Source organism: Marinimicrobium alkaliphilum, assembly GCF_003259155.1.
GTDB lineage: Bacteria > Pseudomonadota > Gammaproteobacteria > Pseudomonadales > Cellvibrionaceae > Marinimicrobium_A > Marinimicrobium_A alkaliphilum.
Map to the genome: position 1 here is coordinate 87044 of NZ_QGMQ01000001.1, position 21596 is coordinate 108639.

The 21596-nt window shown below is 59.1% G+C and carries 20 protein-coding genes; 10 read left to right on the forward strand and 10 right to left on the reverse strand.

Translation table 11 applies throughout. The features are described from left to right. Nucleotides 1–11 precede the first annotated feature (11 nt). The 3 genes from DKW72_RS00390 to DKW72_RS16490 are packed head-to-tail and all read right to left on the reverse strand — an operon-like array spanning nt 12 to nt 1965. Entirely contained in the window at nt 12–974 is a 963-nt protein-coding gene (locus DKW72_RS00390; RefSeq protein WP_111640347.1) for a sensor domain-containing diguanylate cyclase, read from the reverse strand. Nucleotides 975–976: 2 nt separating this feature from the next. After that, on the reverse strand, nt 977–1585 hold the full coding sequence (locus tag DKW72_RS16485) for a histidine kinase (RefSeq protein WP_198411171.1): 609 nt from the start codon (nt 1583–1585) through the stop codon (nt 977–979). Nucleotides 1586–1593: 8 nt separating this feature from the next. Next, on the reverse strand, nt 1594–1965 hold the full coding sequence (locus DKW72_RS16490) for a response regulator (RefSeq protein ID WP_198411172.1): 372 nt from the start codon (nt 1963–1965) through the stop codon (nt 1594–1596). A gap of 156 nt (nt 1966–2121) precedes the next feature. Here DKW72_RS16490 and DKW72_RS00400 point away from each other — a divergent pair, with 156 nt between their 5' ends. After that, nucleotides 2122–3123: an alpha/beta hydrolase gene (locus DKW72_RS00400; RefSeq protein ID WP_111640348.1), complete on the forward strand. Its 1002-nt coding sequence runs from the start codon at nt 2122–2124 to the stop codon at nt 3121–3123. On the opposite strand, the gene DKW72_RS00405 is transcribed toward DKW72_RS00400, so the two are convergent. From DKW72_RS00405 to mobA, 4 genes are all read right to left on the reverse strand, one after another. Then, the gene (locus tag DKW72_RS00405; RefSeq protein ID WP_111640349.1) at nt 3124–5796 is read right to left on the reverse strand and encodes a cation-translocating P-type ATPase; all 2673 of its coding nucleotides are present in this window, start codon (nt 5794–5796) and stop codon (nt 3124–3126) included. It abuts the gene before it with no gap. Between the two features lie 89 nt (nt 5797–5885). Beyond that, the gene (locus tag DKW72_RS00410) at nt 5886–6743 is read right to left on the reverse strand and encodes a universal stress protein (protein ID WP_111640350.1); all 858 of its coding nucleotides are present in this window, start codon (nt 6741–6743) and stop codon (nt 5886–5888) included. Nucleotides 6744–6756: 13 nt separating this feature from the next. Beyond that, on the reverse strand, nt 6757–8241 hold the full coding sequence (locus DKW72_RS00415; protein WP_111640351.1) for a SulP family inorganic anion transporter: 1485 nt from the start codon (nt 8239–8241) through the stop codon (nt 6757–6759). 317 nt (nt 8242–8558) lie between these two features. Then, nucleotides 8559–9206, reverse strand: coding sequence for a molybdenum cofactor guanylyltransferase MobA (gene mobA, locus DKW72_RS00420; RefSeq protein ID WP_111640352.1), 648 nt, complete (start codon nt 9204–9206; stop codon nt 8559–8561). Between the two features lie 227 nt (nt 9207–9433). On the opposite strand from mobA, the gene pdxH reads away from it, so the two are divergent. From pdxH to DKW72_RS00455, 7 genes are all read left to right on the forward strand, one after another. Beyond that, entirely contained in the window at nt 9434–10072 is a 639-nt protein-coding gene (gene pdxH, locus DKW72_RS00425) for a pyridoxamine 5'-phosphate oxidase (RefSeq protein WP_111640892.1), read from the forward strand. A 10-nt stretch (nt 10073–10082) separates the two neighbouring features. Further along, nucleotides 10083–11051 carry an NAD(P)H-quinone oxidoreductase gene (locus DKW72_RS00430; RefSeq protein WP_111640353.1) on the forward strand — a complete coding sequence of 323 codons (969 nt, stop codon included), beginning with the start codon at nt 10083–10085 and terminating at the stop codon, nt 11049–11051. 42 nt (nt 11052–11093) lie between these two features. Continuing rightward, nucleotides 11094–11906, forward strand: coding sequence for a PhzF family phenazine biosynthesis protein (locus tag DKW72_RS00435; protein ID WP_111640354.1), 813 nt, complete (start codon nt 11094–11096; stop codon nt 11904–11906). Between the two features lie 6 nt (nt 11907–11912). Further along, nucleotides 11913–12473: a dihydrofolate reductase family protein gene (locus tag DKW72_RS00440; protein ID WP_111640355.1), complete on the forward strand. Its 561-nt coding sequence runs from the start codon at nt 11913–11915 to the stop codon at nt 12471–12473. A 228-nt stretch (nt 12474–12701) separates the two neighbouring features. Continuing rightward, on the forward strand, nt 12702–13175 hold the full coding sequence (locus tag DKW72_RS16295; protein ID WP_157960343.1) for a hypothetical protein: 474 nt from the start codon (nt 12702–12704) through the stop codon (nt 13173–13175). 446 nt (nt 13176–13621) lie between these two features. Next, complete coding sequence (locus tag DKW72_RS16300) at nt 13622–13921, forward strand: hypothetical protein (protein ID WP_157960344.1); 300 nt, start codon at nt 13622–13624, stop codon at nt 13919–13921. A 13-nt stretch (nt 13922–13934) separates the two neighbouring features. Further along, nucleotides 13935–14762: a hypothetical protein gene (locus tag DKW72_RS00455; protein WP_111640358.1), complete on the forward strand. Its 828-nt coding sequence runs from the start codon at nt 13935–13937 to the stop codon at nt 14760–14762. Here DKW72_RS00455 and DKW72_RS00460 read toward each other — a convergent pair. Further along, the gene (locus DKW72_RS00460) at nt 14740–15588 is read right to left on the reverse strand and encodes a DUF6279 family lipoprotein (protein ID WP_111640359.1); all 849 of its coding nucleotides are present in this window, start codon (nt 15586–15588) and stop codon (nt 14740–14742) included. The genes DKW72_RS00455 and DKW72_RS00460 overlap by 23 nt on opposite strands. 180 nt (nt 15589–15768) lie before the next feature. Between DKW72_RS00460 and DKW72_RS00465 the strand changes: the two genes are divergently transcribed. Next, a complete protein-coding gene (locus DKW72_RS00465; RefSeq protein ID WP_111640360.1) occupies nt 15769–16725 on the forward strand; it encodes a GGDEF domain-containing protein in 957 nt (318 codons plus the stop codon). Between the two features lie 21 nt (nt 16726–16746). On the opposite strand, the gene DKW72_RS00470 is transcribed toward DKW72_RS00465, so the two are convergent. Next, a complete protein-coding gene (locus DKW72_RS00470) occupies nt 16747–17223 on the reverse strand; it encodes an NADAR family protein (protein ID WP_111640361.1) in 477 nt (158 codons plus the stop codon). 113 nt (nt 17224–17336) lie between these two features. On the opposite strand from DKW72_RS00470, the gene DKW72_RS00475 reads away from it, so the two are divergent. Then, nucleotides 17337–18659, forward strand: a complete 1323-nt coding sequence (locus tag DKW72_RS00475; protein WP_111640362.1) for an amidohydrolase family protein — start codon at nt 17337–17339, stop codon at nt 18657–18659. Here DKW72_RS00475 and DKW72_RS00480 read toward each other — a convergent pair. After that, nucleotides 18656–21478: an insulinase family protein gene (locus DKW72_RS00480; protein WP_111640363.1), complete on the reverse strand. Its 2823-nt coding sequence runs from the start codon at nt 21476–21478 to the stop codon at nt 18656–18658. The genes DKW72_RS00475 and DKW72_RS00480 overlap by 4 nt on opposite strands. Nucleotides 21479–21596: the final 118 nt, after the last annotated feature.

Sequence of the window (21596 nt, forward strand, 5' to 3'; positions counted from 1 at the left end):
AACCCCATGTTTTATGCCTTTTCTTCAGTCGATACACGATTCCGACCCCGCTCCTTCGAACGATATAAAGCCTGATCGGCGCGCTTAATCCACTCTGCATGATTGCGAAAGCTGTCGCACCAACCGGCAACGCCGAGGCTGACGGTGACCTTGAGCCGACTGCCCTCGGATTCAACCACGGTGTTTTCGATGGTTTCCCGCAGCCGCTCGGCCATCTGCAAGGCGTCTTCGGCAGCGGTGTCCGGCAACAGTATGGCGAACTCCTCGCCGCCGTAGCGCCCGGCAATATCGCTCTCGCGTACACTCTCTCGGGTAACCCGTGCCACGGCCCGAATCACTTCGTCACCGGCGGTGTGACCGTAGGTATCGTTGAAGGTTTTGAAGTGATCGATATCGAACATGATCAGGCTGGTGGGGTGCGGGCTGCGGCTCAAGCGGAGGAACTCCGCTACCAACTGCTCCTCCCAGAACCGCCGGTTGAACAACCCTGTCAGGCCGTCGACACGCGATATGCGCTGGAGTTGGTTGTTGGCCTTCTGTAACTCCATGTCACTGACAGCGACGTCGGTGACATCGTAGACAATCACACACAGGTTCTCGACTTCGCCGCGTACGCCGCTGACAGGAATAAACGTGCAGTTTTGGTACATGTACTCGGCCAACCCGGTAATCGGCCGGTTATTGCGAAAGCGGAACACATAGGGACGTTGCTCCCACGTGGTGAAGGCGCGGTTACGGAGTTGGATGACGGTGCGGGATTTGTGTTCGAACCACTCCTGGGGAATGTCCGGAAAAACTGAAAACAGGTTCTTGCCCAGCGCTTCCCGCGGGGGAATACCGCTGTGGTTTTCCATAAAGCCATTCCAGGTCACGATATTGAAATCCAGATCGAGAACCAGAATGCCGACATCGATGGTTTGCAGGACATCCAGCAGCCAGTGAAAGTCTGACACCGATTCGTGCATTTGAGACATGATTACTCCAACAGGTAACGGACTTTGCCTTCCAATACCTCAAGGCTGTCTTCGGTAAACAGTAGTAACAGATCACAGTCGACGCCGCGCCCTTCCAGTCGATAGGGGATCTCGATGGTGAGCGCTTGCTTCCAGTTGCCGTAGTCGCGGTTGGCGAGGTCAAGTAAATTGAGGTGCTGACCGAGAATGACCGGTTGACCCTGGCTGAAACTGACGTCCAACTGTTCGGCCAATCCTTTGAGGAAAGCGCCGATCAGAATGTTGGCGATATCCATTAACAGTTCGAGTTCGATCTGGGGGGTGATTTCGCCGGCGAAGTTGGTCAGCTCGGCAATATCCTGGAAGCTGGTGTCGTTGAATATCAGCAGCGCCTCTCCGGCGATACGCGAGCCCACGAAACCCTGACACACGGCACTCACCGAGTCGAATTCCTCCAGAGAACCCAGCGCCATATTCAGTTCGGAGCGCTCAAGCAGGTTGACCTTGGGGATCGGCAACACCACGTAGTTGTCGAGTAATCGAGCCAGGAGGTCGGCCGCTCGGCCCATGGCGATATTGGCTATTTCCTGATAGGCGTCGCGCAGTTCTTCGTCGAGGTCGGAAACAATCATAAGCTGGCTCAACCCGAGTAGAGGCCAAAATCGGTCAACACCTGCTCTAGACGTTTGGCATCGACCGGTTTCTTGATGAAGTCCAGGGCGCCCAATTTTTTCACGCGCGCCATAGCTTCGGGTTGGATATCGCCCGAGATCACAATAACCAGCGTGGGGAGGTCCCGGCTTTTAATCTGCTCCAATGTCTCGAACCCATCCATCTCGGGCATGGTCAAATCGAGAAACAGGATGTTACCTTTACCTGCCTCGATGGCCGAGAGCGCCTCACGGCCGTTGCCGGCAAAGCTGATGTCTACCTGCCACCCGGGCGGCAGTGCGCGCTTGACTTGCTTGCGGGCAAAACTTGAATCGTCGCAAATAAGGACGGTAGTGGACATGCCAGCTCCCTGTTGTGGCCGTTATCGTGCAAAGTTTACCCGCTTTTGGCGCTTCAATACACCTTTCTGTTTGAATGTGATTGGGTAGACGGGATTTTGACGCGGCTTGTGCTAGGATGTTCCAAAATACGGTAGAAAATAATCACTGGGGGTCTAATGAGCCGTTATCAATGGGCGTTGTGGGGATTGATTGTGGGTTTGTCTGGCTGTGTGAGAACCGCGCCGGATATTGGTGAGCGTGACCTGATCACTGAGTCTCCTTACGCGGCACAAAATACCTACACGGCACAGTCCTCCTACGCTCGTGAGGTGCAGAACTTTCCGTTCATTCAGATTGCCAGCAGTGACCTGAGGCCCGGCATTATCGCGTACACAGATATCAGTTATGTGCGTTATGGCAACCGGGTCCTGCAGCTGGATCTGTACCAGCCGCAAGATGCCGACGGCTCAACACCCGGGGTGATTCTGGTGCACGGTGGTGGCTGGCGTGATGGCGTGCGTGAAAACCTGACGCCGTTGGCCATCGCCCTGGCGGATCGCGGTATTGTCGCGGCGACCATCAGCTATCGCCTGTCGCCGGAGGCTCAATATCCGGCGGCGATTCACGACGCCAAAGCGGCGGTGCGCTGGCTGCGCTTACACGCGGGTATTTACGGGGCAGATCCGGATCGCATCGCAATTGCGGGCAGTTCTGCCGGTGGCCAGATTGCGGCGCTCGTCGGTCTGACCAACGGCCGCGATGAATTTGATCCTCAGGCGCAGAGCAGCGAGGCTTCAAGTCGCGTACAGGCCATTGTGAATATTGATGGGCTGTCCGACTTTACCTCGGAAGAAGCCCGTCGTCATGAGGATGACCCGAGCAAGAACCCGTCGTCGGCCGGGGCTTGGCTAGGCGGCCGGTATGCCGAGCAGCGCGAGCGTTGGCATGAGGCGTCACCGATTACCCACGTCAGCGCGTCGGCACCCCCCATGTTGTTTTTCGACAGTGGACGCCCCCGTTTCAGTGTGGGCCAGGACGCGCTGGTCGAGCGCCTGGAGGGCTACGGGGTGCCCTATCAGGTGCACGCGATGGGCGACACTCCGCACACTTTCTGGCTCTTCGACCCCTGGCTGGAAGAAACCGCTGAGGTTATGGCCGAGTTTCTGAATCGACACTGATTACCTTTGCGTGCGCCTGTACCGGGCGCGCCACAAGACTTTCTCCAGCTCCACCAGCAGAAACAGAATCACCCCGCCAATAGCCATCAGGCCCCACAACCCGGGGCTGATGGCCCGGGTGTCGAAGACCGCCTGAGCCCAGGGCAGGTAGGTGAACAGCAACTGCAGGACCAGCACCGCGCCGACGGCGTACCAACAGTAGGGATTGCCGCGCAGGGCGTCGAAAGACAAGCTGCTGGCGGTCATAAAGCGGCTGTTGAACAGGTAAAAAATTTCCAATACCACAATGGTGTTGACGGCGACCGTACGCGCCGTGGCCAGGTCTGCGCCCTGCGCCTGAACCCAGGTAAACAGGCCGAAGGTGAAGGTCACAATAATCAGTGACACAAAGATAATCCGCCAGAGCATAAAGCCGTCGATGAGCCCCGCTTGGGGGTTGCGTGGCGGTTGTTGCATAGTGTCCTTTTCGGTCGCCTCAAACGCCAGTGCCAATGCCAGGGTGACGGCGGTGACCATATTGACCCAAAGGATATGCACGGGCGTGACGGGGATGGTCATGCCGATCAGAATGGCCGCCAAAATGACCAATGCCTGACCGCCGTTGGTGGGCGCGATAAAGGCGATGGACTTGCGGATATTGGCGTACACCGTTCGGCCTTCTTCCACCGCCCGCTCAATGGAGGCGAAGTTGTCATCAGCAAGCACAATTTCGCTTGCTTCTTTGGCCACCTCGGTACCTTTTTTCCCCATGGCGACACCGATGTCGGCGCGCTTCAGCGCGGGGGCATCGTTGACGCCGTCACCGGTCATGGCCACCACTTCACCCTGAGCCTGTAGCGCCGTGACCAATTGCAGTTTGTTTTCCGGGCTGACGCGGGCAAAGATGTGGGTGTTCTCAGCGCAGTCGCGCAGCTCGCGCTCGCTCATGGCATCCAGGGTTTTGCCGGTGATTGCCTCGTCGCTGGGAATGCCCAGTTGCTTGCCGATGGCCTTGGCCGTGCCAGCGTGATCGCCGGTGATCATTTTGACCTGGATACCGGCGCTGCGGCAGGCGGCGATTGCGGTAATCGCCTCGTCGCGCGGAGGATCGATAATACCCACCAGGCCCAGCAGAGTGACCTCTTCGAGATCATCCATGCTCAACTCGCGCCGGTCTGGCGACGCTGTTTTAATCGCCAGTGCCAAAGTGCGAAGCCCTTCGTTGGCCAATTTGTCAATCAACTGGTGCCAATCGTCTTCCTTCAGGGGGTGGTCGGTACCGTCAATACGCGCGTGGGTACAGCGTTGCATGAGTACCTCAGGTGCGCCACTCATAAGAATCAACTGCTCGCTGCTGTCCGTGTCCCGGTCGAGCACTGCCATGAACTTATGGGCACTATCGAAAGGGATCATATCCATTCGTTGCCACTGTTTGGCCAGGGTCTCCGGGTTCAGGCCACCCTTGACCGCGGCCAGCGCCAGGGCCATCTCCGTAGGTGCTCCCTCGGCTTTCCAGCCCTTGTCGGCCTTGCTGAGTGTGGTGTCGTTGCAGCGCAAGGCGGTGCGTAACATCAACTGGGCATCGTCGCTCAGTGTTGGCTCGATATGCCCTTTGCTGCCGTAGCCAGTGCCGCTGATCGTGTAGGCCTGCTCGTGCAGTTGCAGGCAGGTCGCGGTCATTTCGTTGCGCGTCAGGGTACCGGTTTTATCCGAGCAGATGACGGTGACCGAGCCCAGGGTTTCGACGGCGGGCAGCCGCCGGACAATGGCGTTGCGTCGGGCCATGGTCTGTACCCCGAGTGCCAATGTGATAGTGACGACGGCGGGGAGCCCCTCGGGAATGGCGGCAACGGCGAGCCCGACGGCGGCCATGAACATCTCCCGGGCTTCGTAGTCCTGAATCCAGAAACCCAGCGCAAAGGCGATGATGGCGAGTCCGACGATCACGAAGGTCAGCTGTTTACCGAACACCTGCAGTTGGCGCAGCAGCGGTGTCTGCAGGCTGCTGACGTTGGAGAGCATGGCGTTGATACGCCCGAGCTCGGTGTTGTCGGCGGTGGCCACCACCAGCCCGCGCCCGCGCCCGGAGGACACCAGCGTGCCAGACCAGAGCATATTGTTCTGGTCGGCTACGGCCAGGTCGCCGTCGAGGGCATCGGTCGCTTTTTCGACGGGCAGGGATTCTCCGGTGAGCAGAGCTTCGTCGGCCTTGAGGTTGTTGACCTCGAGCAGGCGGATATCGGCGGGTACCCGGTCCCCGGCTTTGAGTTGCACGATGTCACCGGGCACAAGCTCGGTGGCCTCCAGATCAGTCAGATTACCGTCGCGCAGGGCATAGGCGTGAGGCGCGAGCAGATCACGCACCGCGGCGAGGGCTTTTTCCGCTTTGCCCTCCTGAATAAAGCCCACCAGGCCATTGATGATGACCACCGCAATGATCACGGCGGTGTCAATCCACTCCTGCAGTAAAGCGGTGCCGAACGCAGCGGCGATCAATACATAGATCAGCAGATTGTGGAACTGGCGCAGGAACAGTCGCCAGCGGGGTAGGGGTTTGACCGTTTCCAGACGGTTGGGGCCGTAGCGGTGGAGTCGCTGTTGGGCCTGGGCCTGGCTGAGGCCTTCGGATGTGCTTTTTACATCGGCCAGAGCGGCGTCGATCTCGAGCGAATAATAGCGCTGTGGTTCGGACATGAAAGGGGTATCCCAAGGGCTTCGGTCACTACTACCTTAGGATAGCAGGCGCCTCCGGTAAAGGGAGGCGCCTGCCGAGCCTTGCCCAACTAGCGCAGGATCATCATTGATGTGCGGGTTTTGCTCAGCACTGAGGTGGTGGTACTGCCGACGAAAAAGTGCCGGATGCGCGAGTGACCGTAGGCGCCCAGGATCAGCAGGTCAATGTCATTTTCTTCCTGGTATTGGGGCAGGGCAGTTTCCGGGTCGCCGGGGACGATGGTTGCCGATACCTCGAAGCCCGCATCTTCCAGGACTTTCTGCGCTGCCTTGAGTGGCTCGCGAGAGGCCTCGACATCCGGGCCTACCATGACCAGGTGGCAGGGAATACCTTTGAACAGCGGGCTCGCGGCGACCCTATCGACACCCTTTTTCATGGTGGCGCTGCCGTCAAAGGCGATCATGATTTTCTCCGGCGGTGCAAAGGATTGTTGGGCCACCAGAATGGGTTTGTGCATGGTCCGGATGATGCCTTCCAGGTGGCTGCCGATATGGCCGTGCGCCGAGGTATTATCGGCGCCGCGTTTGCCCACCACCAGCATGCGGGTTTCCGGTTCCATGTTGGCGATGGTCGATACCAGGTCGCCGTGGCGCTGGCGGGTTTCGACACCCTCAGCGCCCTGGCCTTCGGCGCGCGCGCGCGCGGCTTTGAGCATGTGTTTGCCGTGTTCGAGCGAGAGCTTGGCGCGGCGCTCGTCAAGTTCCGCCAGTTCCTGCAGCAGGGCCTCCTGAGACCCTAAACCGATGGCACCACTCAGGTTGCGTTTGTCGTCGCCGCCGTGGGGCTGATCGAGCACGTGCAGCAGGCTCAGGGGCGCACTCATGCGCTGCGCGCTCCAGGCGGCGTAGTCACATACCGATTCGGCGTACTGGGAGTCGTCAATACAGGCAATAACTTTGTTGTGCATAGTCTTATCCTTATCAGTGGCCCATCAGGCGTTCAACAGCGTCGGGTTTGTCGTGCACTGCAAAGCGGTCTACCAGGGTGGCGCTGGCTTCGTTCAGGCCCACGATATCGACATCGGTGCCTTCGCGGCGGAACTTGATGACCACCTTATCGAGCGAGCTGATGGCGGTGATGTCCCAGAAGTGGGCGCGGCTGAGGTCGATGGTAACCTTGTCGATGGCCTCCTTAAAGTCGAAGCCATCGACAAACTGGTCCGCTGAGGTAAAGAATACCTGACCTACCACATTGTAAGTGCGGTGCTCGCCGCTTTCATCCAAAGTCGAGCCGATATAGAGAATATCACCCACTTTGCGGGCAAAAAACAGGGCGCTGAGCAGTACACCCACCAGGACACCAATGGCCAGGTTATGCGTAAACACGACGATAACTACGGTAGCGATCATCACTACGCTGGAACTCTTCGGGTGCACCTTAAGGTTCTTCACGGATTCCCAGCTGAAGGTACCAAAGGACACCATGAACATCACCGCCACCAACGCGGCCATGGGGATAGCCGCCACCCACTCGTTCAGGAACACCACCATGATTAGTAGCAAAACACCCGCGGTTAACGTTGAGAGGCGCGTGCGGCCGCCGGATTTAATATTGATGACCGATTGTCCAATCATGGCACAACCGGCCATGCCGCCCATAAAGCCTGCGCCTATGTTGGCCGCGCCTTGGCCCACACACTCCCGGTTCTTGTCGCTCGGCGTGTCAGTCAGGTCATCGACAATGGTCGCGGTCATCATGGACTCCAGCAAGCCGACGATGGCAAGGGTGACGGAATAAGGGAAGATGATCATGAGTGTTTCGACGTTGAGCGGAATATCCGGAATCAGAAACACCGGGAGGCTGTCCGGGAGCTCTCCCATGTCTCCTACTGTGCGGATATCGAGGCCAAAGAAGAGCGCGATACCCGTCAGTACAACAATACAGATCAGTGGCGAGGGCACAGCTTTGGTCAGGTAGGGCAGACCGTAGATGATTGCAAGGCCGGCCACCAGCATGGTGTAGACCAACCAGGTCGCATTGTCACCGGTGATTTCGGGGAGTTGTGCGAGGAAAATCAGGATTGCGAGTGCATTGACGAAACCTGTGACCACCGAGCGCGAGACAAAGCGCATCAGCAGACCCAGTTTAAACACCCCCGCCAGAATCTGGAGTAGGCCACAAAGCACGGTGGCCGCGAGCAGATACTCAAGGCCGTGCTCACGCACCAGTGTCACCATAAGCAGGGCCATGGCTCCGGTGGCGGCGGAGATCTGTCCCGGACGGCCACCGGCGAAGGCAGTCACCACCATGATGCAGAAGGAGGCGTAGAGGCCGACCTTGGGGTCGACACCGGCAATAATCGAGAAGGCGATGGCCTCGGGGATCAGGGCCAGCGCCACCACCATGCCCGCGAGCACGTCCCCACGCACGTTCGAAAACCAGTTTTGGCGTATTGAGTTGTTCATTGAGTTAGTGTCCCGTTAAAACAGTTGTTCAACACAAAGGAAGTCTGCATCACCCCGATAGAAAACCATCGCAGGCATAGCACTATGCGGCTTCAGCGACTGTGCTGTTGTGTATCAATTGTGGAAGGCGCGCGCGCGGGCGCAGTAGCGTGGCCGAGGCTTACGCGGGGTCGAAGCAAAAAGAAATGCGCTATGGCGGACAGACAGCCGTCATTGTGAGTATCACTTCTCGAAAAAGAGTTTTAAAACTCGGGTTGGCAGGCGGGAGACCCGGGCTGCGCGTTCGAAGGGCGCGGAGTATACCAGAGCAGGGGGCTTTATGCACCCTGCTTAAGTGCCTCAGGGAGCTTTCCCAGCAGCTCCTCCTCGGCGGAGTAGAGATCCTGCGGGGTGTTGATATTGAAGAAGGGGTCGGTATGGCTGTTGTCAAAGGTCACGCGCGAGGGCGCGCGGGCATTGACCCAGTCCTGCATGCGCGGCACTTGGCCGCGGCTCAGCGTTCGGCCCATGTCATCGAGCAGGCTCTTGTGCCAGAGCGCAAAAATCGGGTGCATACGCCCCTGGCTGTGGGCAACCGCCAGTCGGCTACCGTCTCGATGTGCAGCCTGGCTCAGCTCCTCGACCAGATCTTCCGGGAAAAAAGGCGTGTCGCAGGCGAAGCTCGCCAGCCAATCGCTCTGGGGCTGGTGGTCTTTCATCCAGGCCAGGGCGGCATGGATGCCGGCCAGGGGACCCCGAAAGTCATCATAGTGGTCGGAGATCACGGTCAGCCCGGTGCGGCTGAAGCGCAGATGGCTGCCGTTGGCATTCAACAGCAGTCGGCTGACCTGAGGTTGGGCTCTGGCAACGCTGCGCTTGAGCAGCGTTTCGCCTGCCAGAGGCAGCAGGCACTTGTCGCCACCGCCCATGCGTCGCGCCTGCCCGCCCGCCAGAAGTACCCCGGTAATGTCCGTGTGTTGTGTCATGGTCACCCTGTTCGCTGCTGATATACCGTTCATTTTATTTGATGAATCATGTGCCTCCAGTATAAGGGGGCCAGTGCTTCAAGTGTAGTGCTCATTTCGGCTTAAATACCCCAAATTGATGGTTTTGTGAACCGCTTGGCAAATATCGCCGTAACCGCAAATCATGACATTTGTGGACAGTCGCATTACCATTACCCCTAACCCCACCGGAAGAGAGAGTTATGGCCTTGGATTTGGAAAACCTGCGCCGGGAATACCTCAAGGGCGGCTTGCGCCGCAATGACCTGAACGATAACCCCTTTGACCAGTTCGATTGCTGGATGGCTCAGGCCGTGGAGGCGGGCATCAGCGACCCGACCGCTATGGTACTGGCCACGGCCGACGCCAGCGGCCAGCCGAGCCAACGTATTGTCTTGCTGAAACAGCGGGATCATCAGGGCTTTGTGTTCTTTACCAATTACGACAGCCACAAGGGGCGGGACATTGCCGCCAACCCCAAGGCCAGCCTGTTATTCCCCTGGCACTTTTTCGAACGTCAGGTGATTGTTCAGGGCCACGTCGAGCGCCTGGATCGGGAGGCCTCCCAGCGCTACTTTGCGAGCCGCCCCCGGGGCAGCCAGATCGCCGCCTGGGCCTCGCGCCAGAGCCAGCCGGTGGATTCGCGCGCGAGTCTCGATACGCGCTTTGCCGAGGCAGAGACCAAATGGGGTAAAGATGAGATTCCGCTGCCCGACTTCTGGGGCGGCTACCGGGTGGTGCCCGAGCTGATTGAATTCTGGCAGGGCGGGGGCCAGCGCCTGCACGACCGCTTTACCTATCGGCGCCTCGCCGGTGGTCAGTGGGACATCCAGCGGCTTCAACCGTAGGCCGGACGACATGCGCTATATCGACTGCCGTGACCGCGAACTGCACGTGGCGACGGGCGCCCGGCCTGAGCCGGGTCCGGGAGAGCTGCTGATTGCCGTAGCGGCGGCGGGGGTCAACCGCCCGGACCTGTTACAGCGCCAGGGCCTGTACCCGCCACCTGCTGACGCCAGTCCGATACTTGGTCTGGAAGTGGCCGGGGAGGTGGTTGCCCGCGGCACTGGGGTGAGCGGGTGGCGTGTGGGTGACGTCGTATGCGCACTGGTCAACGGCGGCGGTTATGCCGAGTATGCGCTGGCGCCCGCCGACCAGTGCCTGCCCGTGCCAAAGGGGCTGACGCTGACCCAGGCGGCAGCCCTGCCGGAAACCTGTTTCACCGTATGGCACAACCTCTGGCAGCGGGCACACCTCAGCGCCGGAGAAACCCTGCTGATACACGGCGGTGCCAGTGGCATTGGTACCACCGCCATACAGATGGCGACGGCCCTTGGGGTTACCGTGTTTGTCACTGCCGGCAGTGACGCCAAGTGCAGGGCCTGCGAACAACTGGGTGCGGCCATGGTCATCAACTACCATGACGAAGACTTCGTTGCCGCCGTTAAAGCAGCCACCGACAAGCGCGGGGTCGACGTGATCTTGGATATGGTGGGCGGCGATGTTATTCAACAGAATCTTTACGCCGCCGCGCGCGAGGGACGTATCGTCAATATCGCTTATCTTAATGGCAGCAAAGTGGAGATCGACCTCTTGCCGGTCATGCTCAAACGCCTGACGCTCACCGGCTCCACGCTGCGCGCCCAGTCAGCCGCCGTCAAAGCCCGGATCGCCCGGGAGTTGCGCGAACAGGTCTGGCCCCTGATCGAAAAAGGCGCCATGGCGCCGGTCATCGCTGCCACCTTTGACCTGGCCCGGGCCGACGAGGCCCACGCGCTCATGGCCTCACGCCAGTCTGTGGGCAAGATTGTGCTAACCTGCCATTGACCCGATTCCCGCCGTAGACTGCCAACGCAAAGGATGCTCGCTATGACACTCACACAATACCAGGTAGACGCCTTCACCGCCTCGCGCTTTGGTGGCAATCCGGCCGCCGTGGTACCCCTTGACCACTGGTTGGACGACACCTTGATGCAGGCCATCGCCGCCGAAAACAACCTGTCGGAGACCGCCTTCTTTGTCCCTGAAGGTAAGGGCTATGGGCTGCGTTGGTTTACCCCCGTCAGAGAGGTGAATCTGTGCGGCCACGCCACCCTGGCGACGGCCCATGTACTGGTCACCCATCTGGGAGTGACGGCGGAACCGCTGCGGTTCTTTACCCGCAGTGGCGAACTTCAGGTGCGCTCGGTAGACGCGGGCTTGCAGATGGATTTTCCTGCGCAGCCGCCGCAAGCGGTGGCGGGTGATGCTCCGGCCATTCTTGCCCAGGCGTTGGGGCTGACCCCGCAAGCGGTACTCAAGGCGGTGGATTACCTGGCCGTGCTCGAAACCCAGACACAGGTGGAAACCCTGGCGCCGGACCTGGCCCAGCTTAGACGCCTGGACGGGCGGGGCGTTATCGTCACCGCACCGGGCGATAGGGTGGACTTTGTCAGCCGCTTCTTCGCCCCAAAATTTGGTATCGACGAAGACCCGGTTACCGGCTCGGCCCACTGCCAGTTGGTGCCCTACTGGGCAGAACGCCTGGGGCGCGCCACACTGAGTGCCCGCCAGGTTTCCCGCCGCAGCGGCGAACTGACGTGCCAGCTTGCTGCCGAGCGGGTGCTCCTGACAGGGCAGGCGGTCACCTTTTCCGAAGGCCGTCTGTATCTCGACAGCCTAGGATCACCTAAGTCTGAGTAGATTTACATGGGACTTTTGACCTTCAGCCTCAATCTCACCTTGGACGGTTGTGTCGATCACGAGGAGGGAATTGCCGACGATGAAACCCACGCTTTTTTCACCAGCCTAATGGAGGATTGCGGGGCGATGCTGTGGGGCCGTGCCACTTATGAGATGATGGAGAATTACTGGCCAGCAGTCGCCCGCGGGGATGTGGGTGCGCCGCCGGCAGTGCACGAGTGGGCGGTAAAGTTGGAGATCAAGCCGAAGTACGTCGTTTCAACGACGCGAACGGACTTTCGATGGACCAATAGCCACCACATCGCTGGCGATCTGCGTTCGGGCGTGCAAAAGCTCAAGGACGAGACCCCGGCTGGTGTACTCCTTGGTAGCGGTAGGCTTGCAGCCGAGCTGGATCGGCTGGGCCTGATCGATGAGTACAAGTTTCTTATTCACCCAAGGATAACTGGCCACGGTCCGACCCTTTATCAGAGCGGGCTGCCCAACACTCGACGGCTTGAGTTGGTTTCGGCGAAGCCGCTTAGTAACGGCGCAGTCTCTATGCACTACCGGCGTGTGCGCGGCTAACAATTTGCTGTACGCGGAAAAATCACTCGCAGCGCTCGCAACTTTCCGGTGAGCAAGGCGTTGAAACTGTAGAAAAACCCGAAAGACAAGCCGATATTTTTTAATGTTGCGCTGTTACTCATCTGCGGGCTGGCGGTCGTCTCTTGCGGCGGCGACAGTGCTCCGCAGGAGTACCAAACCCTTGGCCAGGATTTTGCCTGTCCTACAGAGTATCAGCCTGTCTGTGCCTTGGCCGACGATAATGGTGAGTATCGCTATCGAACTTTCGGCAACACTTGTGAAGCGACTGTTGAGGACGCCATTGTCAGCTTTCAGTCTGTTTGTGGCGAGCTTGAGGATGAGCTTGCGGAGGCCTCCAGGCCAATAGTTGTACATGATTCCATTGAGCAGCTACCGAAGTCCTCCGGCGGGGTCACGGTACTTGATAGTGAGATATCTCAGGATGTGGCGGAGCTTGTCCTGGAGCACAGCGGAGGCTGTGACGAGCATCGCTTTGATTTGCACGTGGCGCCACCTTTTATGGAGAGTTGGCCGCTGCAAATCAATACCCGGTTGACACACCATACCGAGGACAATTGCGAGGCTGTTGTCACCACTCACGTCAGCATCGATCTTTTGCCCCTGAAAAATCTTTATCATCTGAATTACAACAGTGATTCAGGAGAAATTATGATTCCATATACTGGCTTATATCAGTTCTAGAGTCGCCTTTTGGCTATTCTTCAAATCAGCGCTCCGCCCAATCCCTGAAATCGTTGATATAACCGGTGACTTTACGCAGGTGGTAGTCGTGGTGCTAAAAACGGATACTGTTGCTGAAATAATGGGGCAATTTTACTTGACATGTAACCGGTTTCTAGTAGGCTTGGTGTTGTAGTTAATGGAAGTACTAATTTATCCATCTAAGGGAGTAGCCTACGTGACAATAAGAAATATTTCGCGCAAGTTTTTTTGCAATTACCACGCTTTTAATTTCGTTTTCACCTGTTCTAGCCTCCGGAGATGACATTCTCGTTCTGGGCGATCCAAGCTCGGTTCCCAATAGTGGGTCCGTCATTGGTATCGTTGAACAGTTACAATTAGATGCGATGCGCCGTATGTTGTCAGAGGAACGAGCCAGGCACTATCAAGTGCTTCGCGAGGCTAGAATGTCTGAGATGCGGCAGCAGCACGGTATTTGTATGGGGCGCTCGGCAATGGTCGAGATGCGATGTAATGAGCGTGTGGCAGATAATGCCTCAAGAAACGCGTCAGCTTGTTATTCCTTGTTTTCAAGTGTTACAGCAACATTGAACTATGGCGATTTGGCGCAAATTAGTTATTCTGGACCGGCACAGTTCGGCCATTGTATGTACATGGTTCAGTCTTTTAAAGAGAGTGAGAAAGCTAGCTGCGAAGTTGAAAATCAGCAGCGGCAACTGTTATGTGATCTGGTTTTCTCTCATTAGACAGGAGGTCGTGATGAAACCACTCAGGGCAGGAATTTTTTTGTTTGCTGCACTGCTTGGCGTCTTGGTGTTCATTGGCGCCAATCGGATGGCAGGTCCGCCGCAGACGGCGCCGGAGGAGGAAGGCGCCGCAGGGGAGTCTGGACTCGAACATTCTGTGTCTGGTAGCGAGCCCGCCGTACAGCTGGCTGAGTACCCCGAAGGGGAGGAGGCGCCAGCTGAGGTGCTTTGGGGGGACGTAGAGCGACACTTGAACGCTTTTAATCATTGGCAGGTACACATTCGCGAGCGCGGCTACTTTACCTCCGAGGAGCTATCAGGCTATTCCGGCTACTCGCGTGCTACCTTGCAAGCGCTAGCGGAGGAGGGTGACTTGTTGGCGCTCGATTTGCTCCTTGATAAGGTGGTTGCCGACGGCGATATCGAGCGTGCAACAACCTTGCATTGGATGGGCGCCGCTTACGGCTCCACCAAATTGTTGATCGGTATTGCTGTGGGAGAAGTTGCCAGCCTGAAAACGCTCGGATTGGAAGAGGATGACGCCATGCTGCGCGAAAGTCTTTTGGGGGCCCTATCCTGGCTGGAGGTGGCGCGACGGCGGGGCGATCCGTTTGCCGCCTCATGGTTACAGCAAAGGTTTGAACGCCACGATATCGAACTGTCCTCAAATGAGCGGCGGTTGTTTGAGGAAATGGCCGAGCGGCGCCACGCCGAGTTGCTCAATATTCGTCATGCCCTTGGCTTAGGGGACTTTGATGATCGCATTTCTGACGATGTCGATGCGGTAAACGCCTTCGTCGGAGGCGGGGCACCGGAACTCAGCGCTCTGCCCAATCCCTGAAATCGTTGATATAACCGGTGACCTTGTCTCGAAAATGGCGATCCTGCGCTTCGGTGCGACTGTTCAGCAGTTGTGCCAGTAGTATCAGGGCGATGTCCTGATTGTAGACGTCGCTTTCTTTCTCTTCGGGTTGCTCGTCAAGGGCCTCGTAGACCCAGTCGGTGTCGATCAGGAGTCGGTGCAGGCCTTTTTCCAGAGCCTCCCGGTCGTCGCGTCGTGCCAGTACCTGTTCGAGTTCAGCGAGCCAGCGGCCGTGTAAGGTTTCGCGTTGGTCGACGGTGGGCTTGAGGTTCTCCGACCAGGTCTCAATATAGGCCGTCTGTTCCTCGGTGACTTCGCCAAACCACTCGCCTACCTGTTCGCGCATACGCTCCTCGGGCGTGCGGTCGTTCCGTTTGGGTTTGCGCCACTCCGCCTGTTGCTCGCGCACATTGTCGAGCAGTTGGTTTACCTGGCGATCAGACAGGGTTTCGAACAGCTTGGCGGCGGGCTCCCGGGCGTAATCGAGCAGGTTTTGCCACAGGGGGGTGGCCTGATCGCTCAGCGCGCGGATGTGCTCCGGACGCACCTCGTCGACGGTGTCCAGTCGCTCAAGCCCCTGCTCAAGAAAGTTCGCATACTGGGGGAGTTGGGTCTCCCGGTGCCACTGGTGGAATTGCCGGATCTCGGTGCGCACCAGATTGCGTTGGGGGCGATCGAGTCGTATGTACTGGCGTACCTGCCAGCTCATGTACCAGTCGAGAAAGTTGTAGCCAATGCGGTTGCTGCACCCAGAGGCAGTCAGCAGCAGGGCGCACAACAACACTACGAGCAGGGTTCTGGGCATGGGCCAGGCTCCAAAATGAAAGAGTATACGTGTCCGTCGGGTCTTTGACCTAGTGCGGGCAAAAGAGTTTGCTGCTCATCGGAAAGTTTGGCGTCAAAGTATTCATCTTTGTGAAGATAGGTTATTATTTGACCATCTGCCGCAAGCCTTTTTGCGGTCTCCAGCCACTGGGTGCCTGCCATGACACAGCCGACGTTCTCCGGGAGCGACGACCTTCCTCTGGATGAGGACCCCCAGGTCTACAAAACCCTGCTGGAGTCCACCCGGGCGATTCCGTGGAAAATTGACTGGCAAACCCTGACCTTCAGCTACATCGGTCCACAGATCGAAGCGCTGTTGGGCTGGCCCCGGGACAGCTGGACCGGGATTCAGGATTGGGCCGAGCGCATGCATCCGGAGGATCGCGATCGGGTGGTCAACTTCTGCGTGGCCCAGTCCAAGGCCGGGAGCGACCACGAAGCCGATTACCGGGCGTTGACGGCCGCTGGCGACTACGTCTGGATTCGCGATGTGGTGCACGTGGTGCGCACGCCGGATGGTGAGGTCGACTGCCTGATCGGTTTCATGTTCGATATCAGCGAACGCAAAAAAACCGAGGAGCGGTTGTTGAGCTTGCAAAAGGAGCTGGAGGAGTTGTCCTTCAAAGACGGCTTGACCGGCGTGCCCAATCGTCGCCTGTTCGACTCGACCCTGGAGCAGGAGTGGGCGAGCGCCCGGCGCAACCGCCAGCCGCTGTCACTGATTCTGCTGGATATCGACTTTTTCAAACAGTACAACGATTACTATGGCCACATTGCCGGCGACGATTGTCTGCGTCAGGTTGCAGACATTTTGGGTGGCGCGGCGACCCGGGCCAAGGACTTTATGGCGCGTTTTGGTGGCGAGGAGTTTGTGTTGTTGTTACCGGAAACCAATGCCGAGGCGGCGGCCACGGTCGCGGAGCGCTGTCGGCAGCTGATCTTCAAAGCGCAGATTGCCCATTCCAGTTCGCCCATAGCGCCGGTGTTGACCGTCAGCCTGGGGGTGGGCACGCTGGTGCCGACCCATGATGACGATGTCCGGCACTTTATCGAGGCCGTGGATCGCCAGCTCTATACCGCCAAGGCGCAGGGGCGCAATCGCATCGTCGGACTTTAGGTACCGATAGCGATTCGCGCTTCAATCCTGAGCTTGTTCTTCCCGCAACTTATCGCGCACCTTCATCAATAGCTTGCCGTACTGATTGTCGCCGCGCTGGTCGCGGCCGATACCCCAGTAGCGGTCGTACAGCGACACCTCCAGTATCTCCTTGTCGCCCGTGGCCAACAGCGCCTCGGCAAACTCGGGCCAGGTGCGGCACTGGGTATAGATCGCACGGGTCATGACCACCGTGCGGACCTTGGGCCAGTCGGCGCGGGGACGTTTTAGCCAGCCGCGCCCTATCTTGCGCGCTTCGACGACGGTTGCGGCGCTGCGGATCTGTTCTGCCCGGGCCTTACCGGGGTACTTCATGGCCTGGTAGTAGTGTTCGGCGGTGGGCCAGCGATGATCATCCAGCAGAAAGGGTCGCTCCGCGGCGCAGCCCAGAGGGTCATCGGGTTGCAGGCGCGATACCGTGACTGCGTTGGATTTATCGTCGACGGCGAACAGGGACATGCGTGACTCCGGCTAGTGGGGGAAATCCAGATTCTACACTGCCGGCTGTGCCCGGCGGTAGTGCGCGCGCCTGCTATGATTAAAGCCTGAACACACAGCCTGGAGAAAACCCCATGAAGCACCCGCACGCGCTCACAGCACTGATATTGGTGTCAGCCACGATGCTGCTCGGGGCCTGCTCCCCCGAGCAAGAGGAACACCCGTTGGTCGGTACCTTTGAGGACGCCGAGATCTGGGCCGGTGCATCGATATGGACCGGGGAGCCGGCGGGCCTGCGCGAGAATGCGGCGCTGGTGGTACGTGACGGCCGTGTGGTGTTTGTGTACGACCTGGATGAGCGGCCCTTGCCCGAGGGCATTCCCTATCACGATGTGAGTGGCAAGGTAATCATCCCGGGGCTGATCAACGCCCACGGTCACGTGGGCATGGCGCGCGGACTGGAAACCGGGGCCGCGGTGCACAGCGAGGATAATGTGCGTGACCAGCTGCGTCTCTATGCCCACTACGGTATCACCGGTGTGGCCAGTCTGGGGGATGAACCTCCGGAAGCGTTTCAGGTGCGCGACCGCCAGGATCCGGCGCGACCCCATTATGCGCGCCTCTGGCTCGCCGGGGATGTACTGAATCCGGACTCTCCCGAAGCGGCCCGGGCGGTTGTCGCCGACGCTGTGCACAAGAACCCGGACTGGTTGAAAATCCGGGTGGACGATCAGCTTGGGCGACGCGAAGCCATGCCGGGCGAGGTCTATGAGGCTGTCATAGAAGCCAGTCACGACCACGACAAGCCTTTAGCCTCCCACATGGTGACCCTGGAGGATGCCAAGGGCCTGATGCGCGCGGGCACTGACCTGTTGGCACACAGCGTGCGCGACCGGCCAGTCGATCAGGTCCTGATCGATCTGATGCGGGAGCGGGACATCTGTATTACGCCCACCCTGACCCGGGAGGTTTCGGTCTTTGTCTACGCCGAGCGACCGGACTTTTTTGACGATCCGTTTTTTCTCGAAGCCGCCGATGAGGCCGTGCTGGAACAGTTACAGCGGGAGGAGGTGCAGGCGCGTTTTCGCGGGTCCGACGCCGACTATTACCGTGAAGCCCTGCCGTTGGCCAAAGAGAATATGATGCGCCTGCACCGCGCCGGTGTGCGTGTGGCCATGGGCACCGACAGCGGGCCGCCCGCGCGTTTCCAGGGCTACTTTGAGCACCTGGAAATGGCCATGATGGTCGAAGCGGGTATGACCCCGGAGGAGGTGCTGATCAGTGCCACGCGCAACGCTGCGGCGTGTATGGGCTTGCCGGAGGTCGGTACTCTGGCCCCGGGGCAGTGGGCGGACTTTGTGGTGCTGTCCGCCAACCCCCTGATCTCGATCGATAACCTGCGTGAGATCGACGCGGTGTATCTGGCCGGGCAGGCCTTTGAGTCGCCCTATCGCTAGGGCGCGAAGTCGTCCTCGCTAAAGGCACTGCCTTTGGCCTGCGCGGTGATCACTGCAGACCCATCGCCCAACACCCAATGGCGTAGCGCTTGCTGCACGTCCTCGAGGGTCGTGGCTTCGATGGCATCGGCGGTTTCCGCGTGGGTGTTGAAGTTGCCGTCGTTGCGGTAAAAGTCATGCCGGGCGCGGGTGGCCTCGGTGGTGAAGTCATTGGGGCGCTGGCGGTAATCGCTCACAATATTGGCGCGTAACTGTTCGAATACCGCGGGCTCCAGAGCCTGTAGAGCCTCGTCATAGTTCTCCAGGAACTCGGTCACACGAGCCTGGATGGCTGACAGGTTGCGCTCAGAGCTCTGTACGATGGTGACAAATGCCGGGTAGTCCGCCAGCCAGGTGGTGCCGGCCTGCACCCAATAGCCCCACTGCTCCTCGGTGCGCAGTTCGGTAAAGAAGGGTTGGTGTATGAGCCGTCCCAGAAGCATCAGGGCGGCATGGGCTGGCACGCGCTCGTCGCGCTCAACCCCCGGAACGAAGGCTCTGACCCAGGCGACGTCGGCGTGTTCAACGTCGCGGGCGATGGCGCGCCGGTCGCCGGCCTCAAGGTCAATACTCTCGGTGACGTGAATGGCTCCTGGCGTGCGCGCGCTGCCCAGGGCCTGCTCGCCGTGGCGGGCCATCGCTTTGACCTGTTCGGGCAGGTAGTGACCAAAACCGTAGACCCGCAGGGTGCTGACCTCCATCAGCGTCCGGTGATACTGGCGCACCTCGTCGGCGCTCACGCTGGCGCTCTCACGCAGGAAGGCCTCCCGATCCCAGTCAAAAGCCTGCACCTCCCGGTTGAGCCAGCGAATCGCTTGCTGGCCCGGCGCGTCTTGCGGTTCGCTGCGCAGCCAACGCTCAAAGTTATCAATTTCGCGGGCCAGTTCCGAGTCGCTGAAACTCAGACTGCCGACGCTGTCCAGCAGCTCGCTGACCAGTTCGGGGTGACGCTCGGCCGGACCGCGCACGGTGAGGTTCTGCATGTTGCTGTTGGAGCGGTCAAAGCTCACATGGATACCGGCACGGCGCGCACGATCCATCAATCCGGCATTGCGGGAGTTCAGCAGTCCGTTGACCATCGCACCCAAAACAAAGTGGCGCGCGTCAGTGACGCCCAGGTCGCTGTTCCAGACAAAGTGCAGGTAGCCATGGCCGTTCTGGTGTGCGGTAGCGTGACGGAACCAGACGTCCAGTCCGGGTTCATTGATCAGTTGGGTGAACTCTTGCAGGTCGTGGCTGACAGTTTCGCCTTCGCCGGTGGCGGCAAAGGGATTGGCGGGTGGCAGCTCAAGTGCCAATGTTTCACCCAGTGCTTGCCAGTGCGCCAACTCCTCGTCAGTGATCGCCGCGGTGGCATATTGCCCGGCATGGTGGGGAATGTCGGTGTCTACCGGCTCATCGCCACTGATATGCCACAGGCGCAGCCGTTCCGGGCGCAGTTGGTCCGCAACGGCCTGAATGGCGCCGGGGTCAAAATCATCGAAGATCGCATCCACCGCATTGATGTATTGCGGCGGGTAGTTGAGTAAGCGGACGCTGGTGTGTACCGCGTGTTGGAGCGGGTTGGGTGGTTGTTGTTCAGCAAACCGTCGCTCGGCCAGTACCCGGTACTCTTCATAGTAGGCGGCGCGAATGCCGTCACGGCGCACTTGCGCGATGTAGGCCAGGGCTGCGGCGATGACCTGATCGCGCTCGGCCATACCCTCGCGGGTTGCATCGATATGGATTCGGGCAAAACCGTCCTTACCGTAGTAATCCGGTTGAATGCTTACGCCCACGCCGTTGGCCCAGCCCTGGTCACGCAGGTAGTAGGCCAAGGTGCCAGGCTCTTCGGCACTGAGGATATTGCTCAGGTACTGATTGGCTTTCAGGCGCCACTGATCGGCGTTGTTGTCGATGCCAAACTCGAGCACCAGTTCGCGCTGCTCGGTTTGCGGGCGGTAGCGAATATGCTGGCCTTCCTGCGCGGATGTCAGGCCTGGAACATCGATGCTCGGGCGTTCACTGTCACGGGCGGGAATGGCTTCAAAGTGGGCGCGTACCAGCGCCTCTTGCTCGTCCAGGTCTATCTGGCTGGCAAAGGTCAGTACCATCTGAGACGGGCCGTAGTAGCGCTCGTAAAAATCCAGCAGCGCCTGATGCAGACCGCTGTCGTCACCGCTGGGCAGGGTCTCGCGGTTGCCGACGCCCAATTGTGTGGCAGGGTGTTCAGGGTTGGCGGTCAGACCGGCCAGTTGAAAGCGAATGCGCCCGTCCTGGTTGCGGCCCATGGACCATTCATTGTGAATGGCGGTCAGTTCCTTTTCGCTGTAGGTGCGATCGAACAGCGGCGCCTTGAAGTAGTCGCTGAAACGGTCCAGTGCTCCGTCAATCTGGGCGTGAGGAATCTGAAAAAAGTAGTTGGTGTGATCGGTGGATACGTAGGCGTTGCTGAAGCCGCCGTTATCGCTCAGATAATTCTGCAGGGCGTTGGGCTCGGGATAATTCTCGGTGCCCAGAAACAGCATGTGCTCAAGGTAGTGGGCCAAGCCCTGGTACTCGGGCGGGTCCTGATAGAAACCGACGGGCAATGCCAAAGACACGGCGGCGGCCTCCGCTTCGGAGGCTTGAATCAGCATCACGCTGACCCCGTTGGGCAGCGTCAGATAACGGTAGCTGCGGGGGTCCTGTTCGCTGGTGACGACCGAGACCGGTGCGGTGCTCTGATGGGCGCAGGCGCTCATCATCAGCGCCACGATAACCCATAAACATTTGCGTAACACGTTGTTAACACGATGCATGATCAGTTCCTTCTGCCAGTGACTAAACGAGGAGTGTCGGTCAGGGTAGTGTGCCCGCGTGTTCTGGTCAAGGTGAACAACTGTTGGATGAATCTGAACTTTCCTTCTAGGCTTTAGC